19 protein-coding genes are annotated in these 20,693 nt (G+C 34.8%); 4 read left to right on the top strand and 15 right to left on the bottom strand.

What is annotated here, in order from left to right; all coding sequences use genetic code 11:
* Positions 1 to 36: 36 nt before the first annotated feature.
* The 5 genes from BUC25_RS14745 to BUC25_RS14725 form a co-directional block, all read right to left on the bottom strand.
* On the bottom strand, positions 37 to 702 hold the full coding sequence (locus BUC25_RS14745; protein ID WP_073202656.1) for a P-II family nitrogen regulator: 666 nt from the start codon (positions 700 to 702) through the stop codon (positions 37 to 39).
* A gap of 1 nt (position 703) precedes the next feature.
* A complete protein-coding gene (locus BUC25_RS14740; protein WP_244535197.1) occupies positions 704 to 2,194 on the bottom strand; it encodes a DUF1538 domain-containing protein in 1,491 nt (496 codons plus the stop codon).
* Positions 2,195 to 2,375: 181 nt separating this feature from the next.
* Positions 2,376 to 3,221 carry an ATP-grasp domain-containing protein gene (locus tag BUC25_RS14735; protein WP_073202655.1) on the bottom strand — a complete coding sequence of 282 codons (846 nt, stop codon included), beginning with the start codon at positions 3,219 to 3,221 and terminating at the stop codon, positions 2,376 to 2,378.
* A gap of 2 nt (positions 3,222 to 3,223) precedes the next feature.
* Positions 3,224 to 4,114 (bottom strand): RimK family alpha-L-glutamate ligase, encoded by an 891-nt coding sequence (locus tag BUC25_RS14730; protein WP_073202654.1) that lies wholly within the window; start codon positions 4,112 to 4,114, stop codon positions 3,224 to 3,226.
* 251 nt (positions 4,115 to 4,365) lie between these two features.
* Positions 4,366 to 5,238, bottom strand: coding sequence for a GGDEF domain-containing protein (locus BUC25_RS14725; protein WP_073202653.1), 873 nt, complete (start codon positions 5,236 to 5,238; stop codon positions 4,366 to 4,368).
* A gap of 188 nt (positions 5,239 to 5,426) precedes the next feature.
* On the opposite strand from BUC25_RS14725, the gene BUC25_RS14720 reads away from it, so the two are divergent.
* A complete protein-coding gene (locus BUC25_RS14720) occupies positions 5,427 to 5,753 on the top strand; it encodes a hypothetical protein (RefSeq protein ID WP_084543478.1) in 327 nt (108 codons plus the stop codon).
* A gap of 220 nt (positions 5,754 to 5,973) precedes the next feature.
* Positions 5,974 to 7,053 (top strand): GerAB/ArcD/ProY family transporter, encoded by a 1,080-nt coding sequence (locus BUC25_RS14715; protein WP_073202652.1) that lies wholly within the window; start codon positions 5,974 to 5,976, stop codon positions 7,051 to 7,053.
* Between the two features lie 143 nt (positions 7,054 to 7,196).
* Here the strand turns inward: BUC25_RS14715 and BUC25_RS14710 are convergent, their stop codons facing one another.
* From BUC25_RS14710 to fabI, 7 genes are all read right to left on the bottom strand, one after another.
* Entirely contained in the window at positions 7,197 to 8,363 is a 1,167-nt protein-coding gene (locus BUC25_RS14710) for a Ger(x)C family spore germination protein (protein WP_073202651.1), read from the bottom strand.
* A 51-nt stretch (positions 8,364 to 8,414) separates the two neighbouring features.
* On the bottom strand, positions 8,415 to 9,908 hold the full coding sequence (locus BUC25_RS14705) for a spore germination protein (RefSeq protein ID WP_073202650.1): 1,494 nt from the start codon (positions 9,906 to 9,908) through the stop codon (positions 8,415 to 8,417).
* A gap of 144 nt (positions 9,909 to 10,052) precedes the next feature.
* On the bottom strand, positions 10,053 to 10,853 hold the full coding sequence (locus BUC25_RS14700) for a DUF4097 family beta strand repeat-containing protein (RefSeq protein WP_073202649.1): 801 nt from the start codon (positions 10,851 to 10,853) through the stop codon (positions 10,053 to 10,055).
* Positions 10,853 to 11,407, bottom strand: a complete 555-nt coding sequence (locus BUC25_RS14695) for an HAAS signaling domain-containing protein (protein ID WP_073202648.1) — start codon at positions 11,405 to 11,407, stop codon at positions 10,853 to 10,855. The genes BUC25_RS14700 and BUC25_RS14695 overlap by 1 nt, the downstream gene beginning before the upstream one ends.
* Complete coding sequence (locus BUC25_RS14690) at positions 11,400 to 11,723, bottom strand: PadR family transcriptional regulator (protein WP_073202647.1); 324 nt, start codon at positions 11,721 to 11,723, stop codon at positions 11,400 to 11,402. Before BUC25_RS14690 ends, BUC25_RS14695 begins: the two co-directional genes overlap by 8 nt.
* A gap of 194 nt (positions 11,724 to 11,917) precedes the next feature.
* Positions 11,918 to 12,907: a D-alanyl-D-alanine carboxypeptidase family protein gene (locus BUC25_RS14685; RefSeq protein ID WP_073202646.1), complete on the bottom strand. Its 990-nt coding sequence runs from the start codon at positions 12,905 to 12,907 to the stop codon at positions 11,918 to 11,920.
* 123 nt (positions 12,908 to 13,030) lie between these two features.
* A complete protein-coding gene (gene fabI / locus BUC25_RS14680; protein ID WP_073202645.1) occupies positions 13,031 to 13,810 on the bottom strand; it encodes an enoyl-ACP reductase FabI in 780 nt (259 codons plus the stop codon).
* Between the two features lie 275 nt (positions 13,811 to 14,085).
* On the opposite strand from fabI, the gene BUC25_RS14675 reads away from it, so the two are divergent.
* Together BUC25_RS14675 and BUC25_RS14670 are read left to right on the top strand one after the other, a co-directional pair.
* Positions 14,086 to 14,310: a hypothetical protein gene (locus tag BUC25_RS14675; RefSeq protein WP_073202644.1), complete on the top strand. Its 225-nt coding sequence runs from the start codon at positions 14,086 to 14,088 to the stop codon at positions 14,308 to 14,310.
* A 150-nt stretch (positions 14,311 to 14,460) separates the two neighbouring features.
* The gene (locus tag BUC25_RS14670; RefSeq protein ID WP_073202746.1) at positions 14,461 to 15,837 is read left to right on the top strand and encodes an alanine/glycine:cation symporter family protein; all 1,377 of its coding nucleotides are present in this window, start codon (positions 14,461 to 14,463) and stop codon (positions 15,835 to 15,837) included.
* Between the two features lie 91 nt (positions 15,838 to 15,928).
* Here BUC25_RS14670 and BUC25_RS14665 read toward each other — a convergent pair whose 3' ends face one another.
* From BUC25_RS14665 to BUC25_RS14655, 3 genes are all read right to left on the bottom strand, one after another.
* Positions 15,929 to 16,441: a YcxB family protein gene (locus BUC25_RS14665; protein WP_073202643.1), complete on the bottom strand. Its 513-nt coding sequence runs from the start codon at positions 16,439 to 16,441 to the stop codon at positions 15,929 to 15,931.
* A gap of 107 nt (positions 16,442 to 16,548) precedes the next feature.
* Entirely contained in the window at positions 16,549 to 18,888 is a 2,340-nt protein-coding gene (locus BUC25_RS14660; protein ID WP_073202642.1) for a polyprenyl synthetase family protein, read from the bottom strand.
* Between the two features lie 262 nt (positions 18,889 to 19,150).
* A complete protein-coding gene (locus tag BUC25_RS14655; protein ID WP_073202641.1) occupies positions 19,151 to 20,671 on the bottom strand; it encodes a glycoside hydrolase family 43 protein in 1,521 nt (506 codons plus the stop codon).
* Positions 20,672 to 20,693: the final 22 nt, after the last annotated feature.

Here is a 20,693-nt window from a genome sequence, read left to right as displayed (position 1 = left end):
TAAAAGACACACTTTATCGTAATGGTTTTTATTTCTTCATTCGTATATGCCATATGTTCTGTTTACATCCTGTACAAAGATGATACCATTTCCTGGTTCATTAATTTTAAGGTCTTCACTGATTTTTGTAACAATTGCATCCGTTATTTGTTCATCTGATAGGATCATAACGATTTCTTTTTCTGGTTCAATATCCATGGAGAAGAGCTTGCTCGTCTCGTGTATTCCGGAGCCCCGCGCATTAATAATGGTACCACCTTTTGATCCTGCCTTTTGGGCAGATTCTACCACTTCTTCTGCCTTCCCTTTATCGACTACAACCATTATATTCTGATACATAATCTCTTCGTCACCTCTTTCATCACCATCATCGATTTGACAGCTTCTGGTTCCCATTAGACTTGTTAATGACGTTGTATAAACGATCCCATGGTTTGGTTTATCAAAACGAAATACTTTATTTAAATGTTCCAATGTTTTCTTTGTTGTTTTGCGGTTGCTAATCATCATCACCACTTCTTTACGCATATCAGTAATCGACAGTAATTTTAGAATTTTATTACTTATTGTTCCCTTTCCGATACACAAAGTTCCACCAGATACTCCGCACTTTTTTGCTTCTTTTAATATTTTACTTCCCATTCCAAACTTCACAATAACGTGGATCAATTCAAAATGAGGTATATGGTCTTTTGAGGTCATATTACTCAAAACCCCCTTTTTTCGACTTTATTTTAAATATTAACCCTAAAATCTGTAAAGTAATCAGTGGTGTTAATGCTACCATAGCGATCATACCAAAGCCATCAACGATTACATCTGCACCTTCAATTGCGTCAGCTGCACCATGAGTGAATGCAAGAATAAATGTTGCCGTCATTGGGCCAGATGCAACACCCCCAGAATCAAATGCGATACCAACAAACAATTTTGGTACAATATACATTAACCCTATAGCAATTAAATATCCAGGAAGTAAGTAATGCCATAATTGTAACTCTGGAATTAAGATTCTGAGCATTGATAAGGCAATGGCTATACCTACACCAATTGCTAAGGTGAATAATACAATCTTTCGTTTAACATAACCACTTGTTACATCTTCAATTTGATTGGTCAATACATATACAGCAGGTTCTGCTAAAATCGTTACAATACCTAGTATTAAACCAATAATAACAATATACGCTTCATTATCTAAAGAGGCAATACTATAACCTAATTCTGTTCCCAATTCCATAAAACCCGCATTAACTCCGACTAGAAATAATACCAGGCCAATAAAAGTAAACACAAGACCCATTATAATTTTACGAAAGGAGCTTTTCGATAATTTAAAAGATAATTTTTGAAAGATCAAAAATATTAATATGATTGGTAAAAGCGCAATCAATACTTCTTGGGCAATATGACCAAATTCTTGAAGGAACGGGCCAAATATAGAACTTGATACGCCATGATCTTGTTCAATCTCACCAGATAATTCCTCCTGATTCGTTATGATGCTCATTAACATCACTGTAATAATTGCACCTACTGAAACGACCGCAACAAGTCCAAAACTATCTTTTTCTGATGCTTTACTATCCTTCTTTAATATAGAAATACCGATGGATAACGCTAAAACAAATGGGACTGTTAACGCACCAGTAGTAGCCCCAGATGCATCAAACGATATCGCCAAAAATTGAGGGGAGGTAAATATTGCGATGACCAGCACAATACCATAAAGCACGGTTAATAATTTAAATAATGGAATATTATGTACAATTCGGATTAATCCTAGTGCCAATAATGCCGCAATCCCTATAGAAACAACAATGACGATCATAAATTTCGATACAGACCCAGCTGTTACTAACTCAACTTGACCAGCTAGAATATGGAGGTCTGGCTCTGCAATCGATATAATAAAACCTAAGCACAAGCCGGATACGATTACAATCCATAGTTTATTTGATTTCGCAATTGCCTTTCCCATATGCTTTCCTATTGGAGTGATACCGATATCCACGCCTAACAGGAAGATGGATAGGCCAATAATTATCAAGACTGCACCTATTAAGAACCGTATGATTAAGGAGACATCAAGGGAAGTCAAAGTAAAGTTTAATATCACTACGATTAACGTGATCGGAAGCACAGCAAGAACTACTTCTAAAAGCTTTGCCATCAATATATTCAAATCAGACACATTCCTCTCTTCGTTAGGTGTTAAGTTTATATATGGTAATTTATTGTACGTAAAAAATGAGGGGAAACACTGTAGATATTAAAATTATATCATAACAAAAGATTTCACTACAAAAAACGTTTATTCATCACAACTCTAACCATCCGTAAAACCCTCACTTGTAATAAATTGACTCTTTGTGTCACTTCAAATTAGATACTATAAACTCCAAATATAATCGCACAATGTTTATATCCGTATGCTTACTTAACGTTCTGCTACCCACTACATCTTCTATTTCATTAAAAAGTGGACGATTGTCTTCATCAAAAATAAAGTCAATCCCAACCATTCCAAAAGGAAATAGTTCTACAATTTTATCTACCGTATTTTTTTCTAGTTGGTTCAACAAATAGGGACGAGCTGTTCCACCTAACGAATGATTCGCCCGGAAGTCTTGATTAGATTCTCTTAAAATAGCAGCTATTATTTGCTTACCGATCACAAAAACTCTAACATCTTTTCCTGATTTGGCTAACGATTGCACGATAAATTGCTCTCCATTTAATTGAGGTATAATGTCCTTTACTTCTTGATTAGATTCAATTTTATGTACTTGTTTTCCTCCACGTCCGGCCACTTCTTTGATAACAAAAGGAAATTCATGAAATTCATGTTCGATCAAGCTCGATCGATTTAAGAAAAGGGTATCAACCATCGGAATGTTGTGTTGAGCAAGTAATTGATGGGTCTTAGCTTTATCATTCGCTACACTAGCAACTGAAGCAGCATTGTATACAGGTACCCCCATGAATTCAAATTGCCTGCTTAAAAGATCATTGATGGTGCGCATTATCACAAAATCAGGAAGCGAATTACTATGGTTCCACTCGATAAACAGTTGATGATTCTTAATCCCGAAACATACTTGGTGAACATAAACTAGTTTTAATTCCACCTGTAGTGAGTCGGCTTCTGTTATACACCAATCTATGTATGCTTTATTTTTTTCTGCATCTTCTTGTTCGTAGATGATCCATGCTTCCATATCTAACGCCTGCTTTCTAAAACATCCTTTATATATTCAAACATATTTATAGTTATGTCAACACTTGTACAGTCATAAATGTTTTTAAAATGAGAATTAGAATTGACTTCACATAAGATTGGTTCGCCATTCTCACCAAATAACAGATCTACACCAGCAAAATCTGTACCTATTAATTGACTGCAACGAATTGCAAGCTCTTGCTCTTGTTCAGATGGTTGGTAGGGGTTCATTCTCCCACCCGCTGTAACATTAGCTCTGAAGTCATTATCAGATTTGCGCAACATCGAGGCCACAACCTGGTCTCCAACCACATTTAACCGAACATCTTTACCGTAACTTGAATGAATATATTTTTGAAAAATATAAGGCTTGTTCCCGAGTTCGATCGTTTTTTTTATCAAGTCTTCTTCCTTATTGATCAAATAGACCTGTTCTCCAAAAGAACCAAATGTTTCTTTTATTATTAGCGGAAAACCTATCGTTTCTTTAACGATCGACAAATGGCTAGTATCATGTAATTCCATAAAAACTTTTGGTGCAATAATCGTTTGCGGCATCGTAATTCCATGATTAGACAGATACTGATAAGTGAGCGCCTTATCATCACAAATTTCGATCGCTCTAGCTCTGTTAAATAACCGAATTCCCATCTTTTCTAATTGTCTTGCTAAAAATAAATCTTTATCCCAAAAAAAGACAAAATCAGGATATTCGCTAATTCCTGATAATGCTGCTTGACCGTTATGAACTGTTACCAATAGATCATTGTTCTTAATTGCCTTCATTTCTAAATTGAAAGATCGAGCAGTCTTCATTAACCACTCTACTTGTTCTGAAAATTTAGTGCTATGTAAATTACCATTATAGATAATCCAACCTTTTTTGCTCATTACAGAGACTCCTTCCACCTATTTTTTTTAGTATAGCACAGCTACAATAAGAAGTTGTCTATCCTCGATTAGTTAGATATTAGATTCAAGACAAGGTTTTGGTGGTTCCGACATTACCTGATTACTAGGAGCAGCAAGACATACTGGAAATACCGGTCCTTGCCAACTGAACAATGAGCAAAATATTCACTAACTATGTTTTCTCTTTATAAACAGAATAGGATATTTAAATGCTTTTACAAAAAAAGAACTTATGCTGAATAAGTAGAGATTTGATTGCGTCCATTTTTCTTTGCGTTGTATAATGCTTGATCAGCGCGTTTTAACAATTCGGAAGCACCAAAGTCAGAAGTGCTAATTATTGTTTCTAGGCCCATACTTATGGTGACATACGGCTCAATCGAAGAACATTTATGTTCAATCTCTAATGAAGCTATACCATTTTTAATTTTTTTAGCCTCCTCAAGAGCTTTTTCATGGTTCGTTCCTGGTAGGATGATAACAAACTCCTCTCCGCCATAACGTGCAAAAAAATCTTCTTGTCTAACTAAGGATTCTATCTTGCGTGATACTTCTTTCAAACATTCGTCTCCCTGCATATGACCATATGTATCGTTATAGACTTTGAATTCGTCGATATCAATCATAATCACAGATAAAGGTGTCAACTCTTCCGAAAATTTTTCATATTCCTGTTCTAAAACCTGATCGAGTTTTCTTCGATTCGGTATCAGTGTAAGTCCATCAATATTGGCAAATTTACTTTGTATTTCTAATTCTTTACGGTGTGCTGTTAATTCTTTCGTATCGTCTCTCATTTTTTTAAATAAATTGCCGACAAATCCACCTATAATGGCGAAGAAAACCAATCGAGTGATCCAATACATTGTCATTTGATTTACATTACCCGCTATCTCCAAAAATAACAGAGGACCTGCTAAAATACCTGAAATGATTCCTACTATTAAACCACCAGGCATTTTCCAATACCAGCCAGCAAGAATAATGGGAAAATAGAACAAATGAACCGGAACCGTGTTCGGTCGAAATATTAGGGTAATTCCCCATGTCAAGAGTAAGACTAGCAGTATTACCAGAAATGCTACATGTTGTCTTTTCTTCATAATCCTAATCTCTCCCAAAGCTATCATTATAAATATTCTGAAAATTCTATCTACCTTATATGGTATCAGACTAAAATGAGATGTAAATATGATTTTAAGAAGGATTAGATAATAGCTTTTATATGGATGTAGTCACATCTATTTCTCTAGGTGAATATCATGTGTTGAATAGGAAGGAGTGATCTAAGGTGTACAATTATTCGGAAGGAATGTACCACCAACAGGATGAAATGAAAAAGCTGTGCCAAAAATATCAGAATTATTATGTGATGGGTCAACTAAATGATGGCGCACAATTTGAAGGCATTATTGATAGTGTGGATAACTCTGGAGTCAATATGTTAATTGCTGAGGATATCGTGGAAGAACAATCGGATCGACAATTTGGCTATTACGGACCAGGCAGAAGAAGGTATCGCCGTTTCAGAAGGCAACGATACCCCTTTGGATTGCTAACCAATTTATTATTGTATCCTTTTTATTATCCTTCATACCCTTATTATTCTTGGTATTAAAAAAGAAATATACCCACTATGCTAATTTGACATAGAGAGCAATATTTTTAAAAAAGTATACGTCTAATCCCATACCTACTAACTTATGGAGATTAGACTTCTTTTTTTCTGTCATAATTGCAGCTTCTTTTCTGGTAGTTATACTTGACTCTTTTTATGGTAATAATAAGAGTATGAAAATAGATCTGTTATTTAACTATTAGTAAGGAAGTATGCGATCATGAACAAAATTTCAAATATACAACTTTTTTCATTGATATTAGTTTTTGAGATTGGGAGTACTACATTATTTGCTATAGGGATAGGCGCTGAACGCGATGCGTGGATTGTTGTTCTAATTTCGTATTTTCTAAGCTTAATTTTGTTATGGGCTTACACGCAAATTCCTCGTTACTATCCAAATCAAAATTTTTCTGAAATTTTAACAGACAGTTTAGGTGTTATATTAGCTAAGCCGCTTCTCTTACTGTATGGTGTTTACTTTATAAATCAAACAACACATAATTTCTATGAATTCGGTGTACTAATTAGAATGACTGCTTTACCCCAGACTCCATTGATGGTTATTTTATATTTATTTATTTTTGTTATGATTTACATATTACACAGAGGTATGGAGGTTATCGCAAGGTCAATTGAAATATTTTTACCTTATTTTATTTTATTTTTAGTTCTAATTTATTTCTTAACTTTTCTTTCGGGAGATTTTCAACTATCAAATCTACAACCAATTCTCGGAAATGGTTTCAAACCGGTACTAAAGGAATTAACGAGCGTAATAGCTTTTCCATTTGGTGAGATGGTGGTCTTTCTGATTTTTTGGCATTATATTAATAAGCAACATCTAATTAGAAGAACCACTTTTATAGCCGTTACAATTTCTACATTATTCCTAACAACCTCGCTAATTGTATTTATTTCAATTTTAGGAGTGGATTTAGTCTCAAACTCTGAAATACCATTGTTGGAAACTTTATTATCTATCCATATAGCAATGATTTTTACGAACCTTGACAGCATTGGTGTATTTATTATGTTTATCGGAGGCTTCTATAAAACAGCTTTACATTTTTTTGCCTTTTCCTTAACTATAACTTGGCTATTTAACAAATCTAATCCGAAGTGGGTCATTACTATCTTTGGCTTGATATTGCCCATTATCAGCCAACTACGCTTTGCTAATTTAGATGATCAGAGGTGGAAGGGTATGGAAGGAGGGGTTTATAATATTTTCTTATATTCCTTGCTTCCACTATTAATACTACTCATTATTATGGTAAAGAAAAAAGCAAAAAATTGAAAAGGAGGTCGTTTCAATGCTTGATATAAATGTACTTAAAGCAGATCCTATATTAGCCTTTCTCATATTTGGAGGTTTGACATATGCTTTGATCCTCATAATCGTATTAATAATACAGCTTACAAAGAAACTTTTTCATTAGGTTATTGCTTAGGTTTTAATGATCCTTGTATTAATCCAGAATTTAAGATTTCCACCTGCACATCCAAATCGATGGAGACGTTTGAGAATTCGACCTCCCAATTGTCTTTTACTTGCTTCCATACTTTAGGATTTTTTTTATTTAAGGTATCACCGAACCCAAAAATATCTGCTTGGAACTCGTTTTGTGCCTTCGATATCACTTGAATTATTTTACTTTCTATTTCAGCTTCCGCTTTTTTTTCTACCTCTTCTATAAATTGAACAACCTCTTTTCTCTGAGGAAAGTTATTCACCTCTTGTTGTTCTGCAATCTCTACTGTTTTCTTTATTTTTATAGTCAAAGCTATATCAGATTTATTAGTAGCCTTTGGGATAATTTTAGATTCTAATTCAGATAAATCTAGTGTTATATAATCGTTTTTTTTATAGGGGAAAGTTAAAGCACCCTTTTGACTGTTCTTGTTTTTATTTGTAATCCAGTTATATGCCATAGTTTCTTCATTACTGATAAACCCTACAAGTTTATCCTTTTTAAATACAGCGCCTCCCGATAAACTTAAGTCTTTTTGAGACCTCTCGTCTTCTATTGTAAGAACACCCAAAACAGGACTATTACCCATTTCTAAAGCATCTTTATAAAATGTTAATAAACTACTTGCTACTGCATCATATTCAGCATTATCAAATAAACTGTACAAAAAATTAGCGGGAAGTTTGGAAATACTATTATGCTTTTTTTCTAAAATAGAAGCAGCGCTTGTTTCACGTGCAACCGCTAACCATACATAGCTACGGACTTCTTGTTCTCTTTGAAAGGTTTCAAATATAGATATCAATCCATCCTTAGCAACCTCTTCACTTACGACAACAATTTTGTTATGAGCATAAAAGCCCCTTCTATCTATTTTATGATTAGCCTTTCTCATCAACTCAGAAATAGTTCTACCCTTGATAGACACTATTAAAAAAGGCTCCTCTTGTGATGAAACAAAAGTACTTTCAGCAGACGGTCTAAGGTATTGAGAGGTTAAAATATATTCGCCTGAATTTTCATCCTTGTCAATCGCCATTGAAGCTATAATTCCGACCTCTGTTAACTCTTGAGCATCCCAACACCCTGAAAGAAATGTTATGAATATAAATAAAATCAGCATTAGTTTTCTCAATACTGTCAACTCCCCAAACATACATATTTACCTTTGTTTCACACCTATGAGTTAAAGCCTTTTTCTTGTAATTGATTTTGACTTACTCTGTAAAAATTTTAATGGCAGTCTAATGATACTATCTCTTAGGTCCTTCGTAACTATTGGTCCTAAAGGAGTTAGATATGGTACCCCGAAAGATCTTAAAGAAACGACATGAGCAACTAAGAAAAGAGTACCGATTAATAATCCATAAAATCCGAATAGGCCAGCTAATATCAATAAGAAAAACCTCATTAATATCACAGCATTACTTAACGCTGTCACTACAAATCCCGTGATCGCCGTCAAAGCTACAACAATAACCATAGGGGCTCCTACAAGACCAGCTTGAACAGCCGCTTCACCGATTACTAAAGCTCCTACTATACTAACTGCAGACCCTATAGGTCTTGGCATTCGAACCCCTGCTTCCCTTAACAATTGAAAAATAACGATCATAATTATTGCTTCTAAAAAGATAGGAAAAGGCACTCTCTCCTCTGCAGCCGCCATGGTTGTTAGTAGTTGAGAGGGAACCATTTCATGATGGAAAGTTGCCGCTGCTACAAAAACAGCTGGAGTAGAAACTGTCAGAAACAAAGCCATTATCCGAAAGATACGTATTAATGACGAAACATAAGCATTTGAATAATAATCTTCTGGGACTTGAAAAACTTCAATAAACAGATGTGGGACAGTTAATACAAACGGGGTCCCATCACATAAAATAGCAATCCTACCTTCTAATATCTTTGCTGCAACTTTATCAGGTTTCTCACTATTTCCGACGGTAGAAAATATAGAGTAGGGATGATCCCCAATATATTGTTCTAAATAACCCGTTTCTAATACTACATCGGTTTTTATTGCTTTTAGTCGATTTCTAACTTCTTTGACCACTTCTTTATTAGCGACATTATTCAAGTATGCAATTCTTACTTTTGTTTTGGTTTCTTTTCCAATAATTAATTCCTCAAAAATTAAATTAGAGTTATTTATTTTACGTCTTATTAAAGATGTATTCGTTTGAATAACCTCATTAAACCCTTCCCTAGAACCTCTGACTGTTGCTTCCGTTTCCGGTTCTTCAACCCCTCTTGATTGAAAACTGACTGTAGTAACTAGGAGTACCCGATCAGATTGATTGAGAAAGATTGCTGTTTGCCCAGTTAATATTCCATCTAATATTTCATCAAGTATTGTTGTTTCTTTCATTGATGGAGCTTTTACCATCTGATTTTTTAGAATGGATATAAACCTAGGAGAATCTATGTTTATATCCTTCAAGTTAGTTCCTGCTAATCCATCCATAATGTTAAAATGAATAAATTCCTCGCTAACCATTCCTTCCATATAACAAATAAATGCTGAGGTCTGTTCTTGATTTTGAATTTGAAAATTTCTAAATTTAATGTCAATAGTGTTATGGAAAATCTGTTGTAGCATCTCTTGATTTTCTTTTAAATCCTTTTTAACTTTTTCACCTGCATATTTATTTTGCTTTGGAGTCCGTATCCTTCTCATCCATCTACCCTCATTTATAAGATTATGACTTTATTGTTTGTAGAAAACGACATTTAAATACATGAGAATACATTATTATGACAGAATATATGTAGTTATTTTCAAAACAAAAGGAGTGAACAGTTTATGTTCACTCCTATAATACTATTTATTCACCGTAATGCTTCCATTCTTTGTTCTTAACTTAATTTTGTTTTCTCCTTCTCCGGTGATGATATCGTAACTAGAATCATTAAAAAGATTAATGCTACCATTGTTTGTCTTAGTATCAAAGACAACATTCGTCGGTTCTTTTTCTGTCTGTATATTTATACTCCCATTATCTGTTTGAAAGTCAATTTGCCGATCTAACTCTTTTGACACCAGTGAAATAGCTCCATTATTAGTTTTACCAATCAATCTGCCATCTACATTTTCAAGCTCAATTTTACCATTATTTGTGCTGACTTCTACTTGATCAGAAATGATATTAAGAAGATTGATTTTACCGTTCTTCGTTGTTGCAAAGACATTTTGCGCATTCATTTCTTTAACTCGTATACTGCCATTATCAATTTCTGCCTGTAAAGATTCATATTCTCTTTCAGGTACATAAATCGTTAACGTTCGATTGAAATCAAAAAAGTTAAAGCTAAACAATTTTCTTTTTTCATTTTCAGTTTCAATGACTAGTGTAGAGCCATTCTCTTCAACAATTAAATTGTTTTTCTTTTCACTTACTGCATTTCCTGTTAACTCTACTCGGATACTATCATCGATGGATGGAACCATTTTCACTGCTTCATTGTTGACCCGAATATCAAAAGAAATTATATCCGGGTTTGTAATTTCTGCTGATTCTTCAATCATACTTGGCTCATAGTAACTGTAGGCGACAGCACTTCCAATTCCCCCAATAAGTACACATACTACCGCTATCACGATTATTTTTTTCAAATGTTTCATTATTTCATTCCACCTTTCACAACTCTTACATTAAAGTTTAAGTAACGCATAAAACCTTTCGTAACAATGTTTGTAGCATATACCATTCCAATTACTATAAATAAACCAATTCCTGTTAGAGTAATGGTAAAGAATAAATCGAAATATAGAAATGAACTCGGATATAATACTACATTTATTAAGAATAAAAACGGTGATATAACAAAAGCTCCTCCAGTTATCCATCCTGCTACAATTAAGGAAACAAGAGCGATAAATGGTCCAAGTACAATAACCAGGTTGAAGAAACCTAAACCTATAACAGCCCAAACCGCTCGCAGAAAATTCCCTGTGGATGAAGTAGTTTCTGCCTTTTCAAGGTAATGCGTCGCTAATAGTTCTTTTCCTATCTGACTTGGTGCACCTAGTGATTGTGCAATTTCTTCTTCTGTTTTGTCATCTTCTTTGGCCAAATCAAAATGCTCTTGGAAATCCGCTAAAATATCTTTTCTTTCATCATCAGAAAGTCTGTTCAAAGATTGATCTAACTTTTTTAAAAATTGATCTTTATTCATCACTTACACCTTCCTTTAAAATATAATTAACACTGTCTGAAAAATGGTTCCATTCTTCCATCAATTCAATAAGATGATCCCGACCTTTAACTGTCAGCCGATAATATTTTCGAGAAGGACCCTCTTGTGACTCCTGTAAATAGGTTGTAAAGTATTCTTCTTTTTTTAACCTTCTAAGCAACGGATAAACAGAGCCTTCTGAAATTGCTATTTGATCAGATATTTTTTGAACGAGTTCATATCCATATCGATCTTGTTTATTCAATAATGCAAGCACACATAATTCCAGAGCACCTTTTTTAAATTGAATATTCACTATCTAGTCACCTTCATTCTATGATTAGCTATTATACATTATATAGTACTAATCTTATTATAATACCTTACAACTTAATATACCATTAACTACTATTCATTGCAAGGTACTAAATAAAATTTTATACTAAAAAAGCTGATTATATGCTTTTACACATACAATCAGCTATTTCATAAACACAGTATTTATCCAACCTAATAAAGCTCAAAGGAAGCGTCATATAGCTTTTCTGTCTCTTCAAAACGTTCCATTTTAGATGATGTACCCATAACTACTGAAATAAGTCTTATTCCATTTCTTTCAACAGTGCCAGTAAAACCATAACCTGCCTGGTCGGTATAACCGGTCTTTAAGCCATCTACACCTTCATATGCCAATCCATACGCACTAACATTTGGCAACATCCAATTCGTATTAGGATAGGATTTATTGTTTCTTACATATTGTTTTTCATTAATAGTTCCCAGTAACTCTGGATATTCAGTAATTAAATGCTCAGCCAGCTTGGCTAAATCCTGAGCTGACATCGTATTCGTGTCCTCGAATTCACCTACAGAATAATATTTGCCGAGATGAGCATTATCAAGTCCCGAGCTATTTACAAAGCGTGAATCCTTTAAATCTAAGTCTTCTGCCTTTTGATTCATTTGTTTTACGAATTTCTCTTCGGTTGTCGCTACAGCCTCTGCTAAAGCAATGGCTGCACCGTTTGCAGAATGAACTGCCATTGCTTCAAATAACGCTTTGACCGTGTACGAATTTCCTTTTTCTAACTGTACGGATGCAAAACCTGGTTGACTCGATATGGCATAGGCATAATCACTGATCGAAACATTTGTATCCCAACTAAGATGCTGCTCATCGATAGCTTCTAACACAAGCAATTCTGTCATCATCTTTGACATACTGGCTGTTGGTAGAGAAGTGTCACTATTCTTTTCAAATAATACTTGCCCAGTATTTGCGTTCATAAGAAATACCGAACTAGCATCCAATTCTATATGCTTTATTCTCAAAAACCTAGGTATTTTTTGTTCAGGTAATCCTAGAGTAACTATTTTTCGATCAGATATAGAAGCTTTTTTTATCGGCATTGGCTCACTTTCAACCTTGGCCATTGCACCTGCAAAATAAAATCCGCTAGTAAATAATACAAGTATAATAACAAAAATTAACTTTTTCATGTAACCTCACCATTTCTTTGACTTTACCTAAAATATTATACCATACCATGCAAGTCTTTATTTCAGGTTCTTAATGGGTGGAGTTATTACACTAGTATTTGACTTGTAATTTACGTTCGTATATTAACCTAAAATATTATAACCAGAATCAACATAAACAATCTCGCCAGTAACACCGCGGGATAAATTACTTAACATTGCTAATGACATATCACCGACTTCTTCCTGCGTCACATTGCGTTTAAGTGGTGCTGTTTCTTCTATTTTATGAAGTATTTCATTAAATGATGGCACACCTTTGGCAGCGAGCGTTTTAATCGCTCCCGCAGAGATGGCATTCACACGAATATTGGAACTTCCTAAATCCATTGCTAAGTATTTCACGGAAGATTCTAATGCCGCTTTCGCTACCCCCATGACGTTATAACCCTCTACCACACGTTCTGCACCTAAATAGCTCATGGCAATAATTGAACCACCTTCTGTCATCAAAGGCTGAGCTGCTCGAGCTACCGCAATTAGTGAGTAGGAACTTGTATCTTGTGCAAAGGCATATCCTTCTCGAGTAGTATTGACAAAGTTATTTTTCAAATCTTCTGAATGAGCGAATGCAATGGAATGAATAACCCCGTGAATTACGCCAACTTCTTTACCAATTTTGGTGAATGCCTCTTCTATGCTTTCATCATTATTGACATCACATTCAGAAACAAGTTTAGCTTCTACATCCGTTTTTTCTATTAATTTTGTCAGTTTTGATAAAGATCTTTCTTTACGATAGGTGAAAATTAGGTTAGCTCCCGCTTGATGAAGTGATTTGGCTACACCCCACGCCAGACTTCTTTCATTAGCTACTCCCATAATCACAAAATTTTTATCTTTCACTTTTAGTAAATCGATCATATTGTCCACCTCATTATTTTATATATGGTATTAGTACCTGATACCAATATAACATAAAAATTTCTTCTGTGTATATTAAGAGCTATATTGCACAAACCTAAAGTAAGACTTCAAGCTGTAAAAATTGTAAAATCAAGTGGTTTGTTAACGAAAATGGTCAGAAGAGTTCCGTCCATTTATCTCTATATTTAATTACCTTGTTTTCATATGATACCTGATATTGGAATTTTACGGATGGTTAATCTAATAACAATCAAAAAAGGCGGTTGATTTTCATGGTCGTTACATTAATTATTGCAAGTCTTATCGTTGCTCTCGTATCCTTGGTTTACACTGTAAAAGTTGGTAAAACAGTAAACGCTCAAAAAAACGAGTATGACACCAATCCTAAGATTTCCGAAAAACATCCGTTTCTATTCAACCCTGTATTTTTAGCATATATTCTAGGATTTGGTGCGTTACTTATTTTTATTTTTTTCCTCGCCATGCGATATTATTAAAGTCTCCGGCAGGTAATATACAAGTTTGTATATTGTCTTTATTTTATGACTAATTTTTAACTATTGACATTCTCTCACATTTACTGGAATAATTTTATTGTATAGCTTGAAATTATTAGTTTATGGGAGGGAAATATTTTGGAGAAATTTATGGACTGGTTGGCAACATTCAATGAACAAGGTGCTGAATTACTTGGTACAATTGGTGGCTGGGTTTGGGGACCTCCTTTGCTGATCCTTTTAGTCGGTACAGGCTTATTCCTAACGTTCAGACTCTTATTCCTGCAATTTAAATTACTACCTTACGCGTTAAAACTAGCCTTCAGCAAAAACCAAGATAACACATCCAAAGGAGATATCAGTCATTACCAAGCATTAACAACTGCCATGGCTGCCACTATAGGGACTGGAAACATAGCTGGTGTAGCAACAGCGGTTGTGGCAGGTGGTCCTGGAGCCGTTTTTTGGATGTGGATTACTGCTTTAGTAGGTATGGCAACAAAATATGCGGAAGCCTTACTAGCGGTTAAATATCGCGTTCAAAATGAGAATGGCGAAATGTCTGGTGGACCCATGTACTATCTCGAACGCGGTTTAAAGAACAAGAAGCTAGGTAAATTTTTAGGTATTTTATTTGCCATTTTTGCAGCGATTGCAGCTTTTGGAATCGGAAATATGGTGCAATCCAATACAGCTGCTGCTTCTTTAGAAGAATCATTTTCGATTCATCCTTTTATTACTGGTATTATTTTTTCACTATTAGCTGCCCTTGTTATAATAGGCGGTATTAAGAGCATTGGACGGGTAACCGCTTATTTCGTTCCAGTAATGGGTGCATTTTATATTTTAGGTGGATTAATCTTAATTGTCTTAAACTTTGAACTCGTCCCTGCTGCTATCAGCTTTATATTTGAAGACGCCTTTACAGGAAGTGCAGTAGGTGGCGGAATCTTAGGTACCGTTATTCGTTATGGGGTGGCACGTGGTGTGTTTTCGAATGAGGCTGGTTTAGGTTCTGCTCCCATTGCCGCTGCTGCCGCAAAAACAGATTATCCTGCCAGACAAGCATTGGTATCGATGACACAGGTATTCTTTGATACCATCATTGTTTGTACCATAACTGGAATTACGATTGTAATGGCTGGTCAATGGGATGGTGGTCTCGATGGTTCAGCCTTAACAAGTGCATCATTCGCACAGTTCTTAGGAACAACAGGTTCTTATATCGTAACATTTGGTATTTTATTCTTCACCTTCTCCACGATTCTCGGATGGTCCTATTACGGCGAGAAATCGGTAAATTATTTATTAGGGGAGAAAGGCGTACGGGTTTATCGCTATATCTTTATTGCCTTTATCTTCATTGGTGCTGTCGTTTCACTTGATGTAGTCTTTAACTTTTCCGATGTCATGAACGGGCTTATGGCATTTCCAAACTTAATTGGATTGCTTGCTTTGTCTAGTATTGTTGTGGCGGAAACTAACAGATTCATGAAAGTAAAAAAAGAAGAAAGAAAATCTACGTAAAAATCAATTATAGAAGTCTTAATTTTTAATCACATTCTATTAATAACACTGCACACTTAATAAACCAAGCCTCCTATTGATGGTGGCTTGGTTACGGTTTATAGTTTGTTCGCTTGTTAAGAAATAATTTAAACGTCTCCATATCTTCATTATTGTTAAAATATTTCTTAGGAATCACCATTGCCTTCCTTACTGCGACGTATAAAAGAAACATATCATTTAATTCATGAATGGACCTAACATCAGACCAATGATAGGTTACTTTACTCTGTTCTGTTTCCATAATAATCCTAGACTCATCTACTGTATAAGTTTGAAATAATTTCATCAGAGATTCACTTTTATAGTTTTTTCTAGCAATTTGGTACAACCTACCATATAACACGACAACACCAACTAACCCAAAAACAGCAGCAAGGGTGATATCTATTATTGTTGATATTGAAAGACTTTCCACAACTAATCCATTAGAAAGCACATAAACAAGAAGAAATACAAGAACAAACATTACTATAAACAACTTTCTAGAATGAAACAAAGTATACTTCTCAAAATCTTTTATACTCAATTTACCACCAAACACTAAAGGTTGCTCATTTTCCATCCTCTAAACGTCCTTCCCCAAACATGGTAATAATTTCATATTAACATAAAATTCCATGAAATAGGTTATTAATCTTTAAAAATTAATAACCTGTGATTGAAACAATACTACGAATTTCGATGAACAATATAATGCATAAGCTCTTCAAAAAAATCAGTATTGACAGTGAAGGACTGTAAAGAAATCATAGCCTCTCGATAGTGATTCCATAGCTCTTTTTTAGCACCCTCTATTCCTAACACGGTAACAAATGTTGCACTGTTATTTTTGACATCTATTCCAACCGTTTTGCCTAAAGCTTCAGTATCCGCTTCTAAATCTAATAAGTCATCTTTTATTTGAAAAGCAATACCAGCATGATAGGAGAAGGTTTTAATAGCCTCTTTTTCTGAATGTTTGGCTCCTGCTAATATCGCTGGCATCATTAGAGAAGCTTCAAAACCTATTCCCGTTTTATAGAAGCATAACTGTGTTAATTCCTCTAATGTTAAAGCTTTTCCTTTAGCTTCTAAATCTATAATTTGACCTTTACACATTTCCTGTGTCACTTGTGTTGAATATTGGATTAATTCCAACACTGTATTCGCATCGTATGACGCCAAGTTCGTCTGTTCTTCAACGGCTTTCTGCGTCATAAATAAACTAGTAAGTTCCGCCACGGCACTATTATATACTTGATGCACGGTTTTGCGTCCTCGCCTTATGTTTGCATTATCCTGCGTGGGTAAATCATCAAAGATCAAGGAAGCAGTATGCATATATTCAACCGCACGAATTAACGGAATAATCGTCTTTTTATCAAGTTGAAACACCTCTGTTGCCATTATAGAGGTCATGATCGGCCTTAATCTTTTCCCGCCGCCAATAATACTATAATTAGCAGCATCAATTAGTGGATGATTTAATTGAAAGTCATCTTTTTGCTTTTCAATCTCTAACAGACCATTAATTTCTGAACGTAACGTTTCTGACATTTCATGAAACTTTTCTTTCTTTTTTTTATTTTCTTTCAACGTTTGAATCATTTGATCACGAAGTAATTTATCGAAAAAAGCTACATTGTTTACTTTTGCTACAGACTTTTGTAATAATTTTTCAAATGATGGCATATCTAATGAGAATGTGTCCATTAATTCCTCGTATCGGTCCGCTCCCACTCGTTGCTTTAATCGTTTCAGCCCATTTATCGCTCTATCTAACAAAATTTGTCGCACATTTGGATCACCGTGATAAACGTTATTTATCAAATAGCTAATGACCGTCCAATACAATGCGAACGGATTCACTAAGTCAGGACGATTCTTTTTATGTTTCAAGTAGTACGTATATGGTGTCACACTACTTGCGTTTAAATCTTGATCAAGATCTGCCAAGTCATCTGCTAACTGATTGTAAATACCATAATAAAACATTCGCTGATCGATGGAATGATCATCATCTAACATTTGAAAAGAACGTACAATCATTCTTGAAGAAGATGACTTGAGAATAACCGGAATATAGATTTCTTCGTTGGTATAGTTCTTATCTGCTAAATCCTTATTCCGATCTACTTCCTGAGCATGGAAAAATAAATAGGCATTCTGGTAGAAACGATCAACATTAACCTTGCTCTGACTTTCTTTTAAAAATGTATATGCCTCACTTAATTCGTGATAGATGAGTCTAATCTCCTGTTCATGCTCACCTTGCCAATCATTCAATGCTGCAATTTTATCTTGATTTAACGTCGCCTCAATTAAGTTTGAAAATTGTTCTTTTTCATGTTCTGTTAAAAAGTTAGAATCTAACAGATCGTCAATAAATGGATAAGTTAAACCGTAACAATACCCAATTCGAACGGCTTTATCCAGACGTCTGCTACGTTCTTGAAGCGAGATTCCCTCTGGAAAAGACTCGATTTCATGCATTAGAACGCCTGCAATAATCTTTATTAACTTCCGTTGTGCATGCACTTTGTTTAGTTCATCTGGAATTATTGAAGATACAACTTTCAATTTCTCGATTAACCAAAAGAAAGTTGACTCTAACTTCTCTTTTTGGGCGATCTGATAAAGAGTGATCAGGCTAAATAATTCTTGTTCACTATTCTCACCAAGGTATGCCTGAACATCCTTCGTAATAGTCTTTATTCGATTTTTCACTTCGTGTTTGGTAACATCTCTCCCTAAATCTCGCATATAAATATATGTAATACTTCGCTCCAAATAACGGTTTAACTTACCCTTCTCACTTAATTTTTTCAAAAAATAAGAATAGTGCTCTTCAACAACACTTTCTAAATGAAAAAATCGACTTTCTTTATTTTTCTGTTTTCCATGACGCTTCAAGTCTTTCACGAGTATCTTTGCGAAACTTTTTTCTTTTAGCTGTTGTGTGAGTGCTTCGAAATAAGCGTTGGCTATATGTTCTGCTTCTTGAAACTGTTTTTTATTTTGATCGGTCATTTCTGTCCATTCCTCTTCATATCTTTTTGTTTATCACGGTGTAAACGTCCATAATATCCTCAACGGAAAAAGTCAAGCGTTAGCAAAGAAGCTAATTGGGAGATAAACGGACACTAACTTCCTGATAAGTTTCGATGAGCAAAGTGGAAGTTCAAACTTACACTCGTTGAAGTCTCACTTTATTGTATCATTCTATGATCAAAGAAATTACTTTAGAAACATAACCAAGGAATCGATCATTGTCTTTTCTTAAGAGTTTACATTACGATGAACGTTCTTCTCTTGTATACTCGAAATAGTCAAAATCAACGAAGCCGCCACTTTCTTGTGTCGCATAATTAAATAACCCTATTCGATAACCCATGAAATGGTCTAACGTATATTTCATTTGTAACTTTTTACCAACTTGCACCCAATCGTTACCATTTGCAGAATAATAGAATTGAGCAAGGTCGACACTATTTTCAAAATCAAAATCAATCTTTAAGTATACATGCTGATCCGGATAAGCTTGTTCTTCTACTATCTGTTCTTGTCCTTCTCCGTTATTCATCGTCATTCTCACATAACGATCGCCATTTTCTTTTTGGCTAATACCAACCGTACCAAAATTACTTTGTAAAGCAATTAATCCAGCATAATCGCCATTCTTCATATTGGTAAGATCCACGCATACTGTTCCGTTGCATGTTGGACCTTCTGTTCTTTGTGTTAACGTATTTGGTGCATATAAGACATTATTGGTCAGATGGTCTGTTTTTAACCTAAGAAAACCTAATCGTTCTGTAACAGACCAGAGCTTTTGATCCGGATTGTGATTCCATTGCCAATTCAATGCTAATCGATCACTTTCATATTCAAAATCATCACTTATCACTAAAGGTCTACTCTCATCTTCCGGTAAATTAATTTCCAAGTATTTTGGGGCCTCACCGTTTACACCTATCATTGGCCAATCGTCTTGCCATTCCACTGGTAAGACGTAAGGAATACGTCCAACCGCATCATGATCCTGGAATAACATAGCATACCATTCATGATTAGGCGTATCAAAAATAGCCCCTTGTGCAATTCCTTTATTCTGGTATCCCATATCATCATCTAAAACGACTTTACGTTCATAGTCACCTAAAAGATCTGTAGAACGGTAACATACTTGTCTGCGTCGTGCATTACCATCTGTCGGCCATTCAATAAATAACAAATAATACACGCCATTTATTTTATATGCATGACAGCCTTCACAGCGCAGCCCTATATTTTCTTTTGCCGTTTCTAAAAGTATTTGTTCGACTCCATGCTTTTTCACATCAGAAAGATCTGCATTAAGCTCGGTAATTCGAATATCTCCGCAACCATAGATTACAAATACCCTTCCCTCATCAAAAAGTAATGCTGGATCATGAAATATACCATCAATAACCGTGCGAGTCCATGGTCCCTTTTCAATATCCTTCGTTTGGTAAATATAAAACTGTTTCATGTCATTACTTGAAAAGCATAAATAAAACGTATCATTATGATATCGTAAACTTGTTGCCCATTGACCTTGACCATATATACCTTTACCATCTGTTAATTGGTGAGCTGAATTTTCTTCTAATGTATCATATACATAAGAGACGGTTTCCCAATCTCTTAAATTTACGGATTTCATAACAGGACAGCCTGGCATTGAGTGCATACTTGTACTCACCATATAAAAGGTATCCTCTACTCTAATGACATCAACATCTGGCACATCGGACCAGAAAATTGGATTTGTTAGTGTGATCTTACTCATTAGCTTTTGCCCCTTCCATCAA

The sequence above is a fragment of the Gracilibacillus kekensis genome (assembly GCF_900143085.1).
In the GTDB taxonomy this organism is placed as follows: domain Bacteria; phylum Bacillota; class Bacilli; order Bacillales; family Amphibacillaceae; genus Gracilibacillus; species Gracilibacillus kekensis.
The sequence above is the reverse complement of the archived record's forward strand: the minus strand, read 5'-3'. Positions and strand labels throughout refer to the sequence as shown.

Bases quoted from the DNA above. Each gene is read 5' to 3' on its own strand.
- BUC25_RS14660 (WP_073202642.1), bottom strand. From the start codon at position 18,888: ATGACCGATCAAAATAAAAAACAGTTTCAAGAAGCAGAACATATAGCC.
- BUC25_RS14715 (WP_073202652.1), top strand. From the start codon at position 5,974: ATGAACAAAATTTCAAATATACAACTTTTTTCATTGATATTAGTTTTT.
- BUC25_RS14705 (WP_073202650.1), bottom strand. From the start codon at position 9,908: ATGAGAAGGATACGGACTCCAAAGCAAAATAAATATGCAGGTGAAAAA.
- fabI (WP_073202645.1), bottom strand. From the start codon at position 13,810: ATGATCGATTTACTAAAAGTGAAAGATAAAAATTTTGTGATTATGGGA.
- BUC25_RS14745 (WP_073202656.1), bottom strand. From the start codon at position 702: ATGACCTCAAAAGACCATATACCTCATTTTGAATTGATCCACGTTATT.
- BUC25_RS14695 (WP_073202648.1), bottom strand. From the start codon at position 11,407: ATGAATAAAGATCAATTTTTAAAAAAGTTAGATCAATCTTTGAACAGA.
- BUC25_RS14685 (WP_073202646.1), bottom strand. From the start codon at position 12,907: ATGAAAAAGTTAATTTTTGTTATTATACTTGTATTATTTACTAGCGGA.
- BUC25_RS14675 (WP_073202644.1), top strand. From the start codon at position 14,086: ATGGTCGTTACATTAATTATTGCAAGTCTTATCGTTGCTCTCGTATCC.
- BUC25_RS14700 (WP_073202649.1), bottom strand. From the start codon at position 10,853: ATGAAACATTTGAAAAAAATAATCGTGATAGCGGTAGTATGTGTACTT.
- BUC25_RS14670 (WP_073202746.1), top strand. From the start codon at position 14,461: ATGGACTGGTTGGCAACATTCAATGAACAAGGTGCTGAATTACTTGGT.
- BUC25_RS14730 (WP_073202654.1), bottom strand. From the start codon at position 4,114: ATGAGCAAAAAAGGTTGGATTATCTATAATGGTAATTTACATAGCACT.
- BUC25_RS14665 (WP_073202643.1), bottom strand. From the start codon at position 16,441: ATGGAAAATGAGCAACCTTTAGTGTTTGGTGGTAAATTGAGTATAAAA.
- BUC25_RS14735 (WP_073202655.1), bottom strand. From the start codon at position 3,221: ATGGAAGCATGGATCATCTACGAACAAGAAGATGCAGAAAAAAATAAA.
- BUC25_RS14655 (WP_073202641.1), bottom strand. From the start codon at position 20,671: ATGAGTAAGATCACACTAACAAATCCAATTTTCTGGTCCGATGTGCCA.
- BUC25_RS14725 (WP_073202653.1), bottom strand. From the start codon at position 5,238: ATGAAGAAAAGACAACATGTAGCATTTCTGGTAATACTGCTAGTCTTA.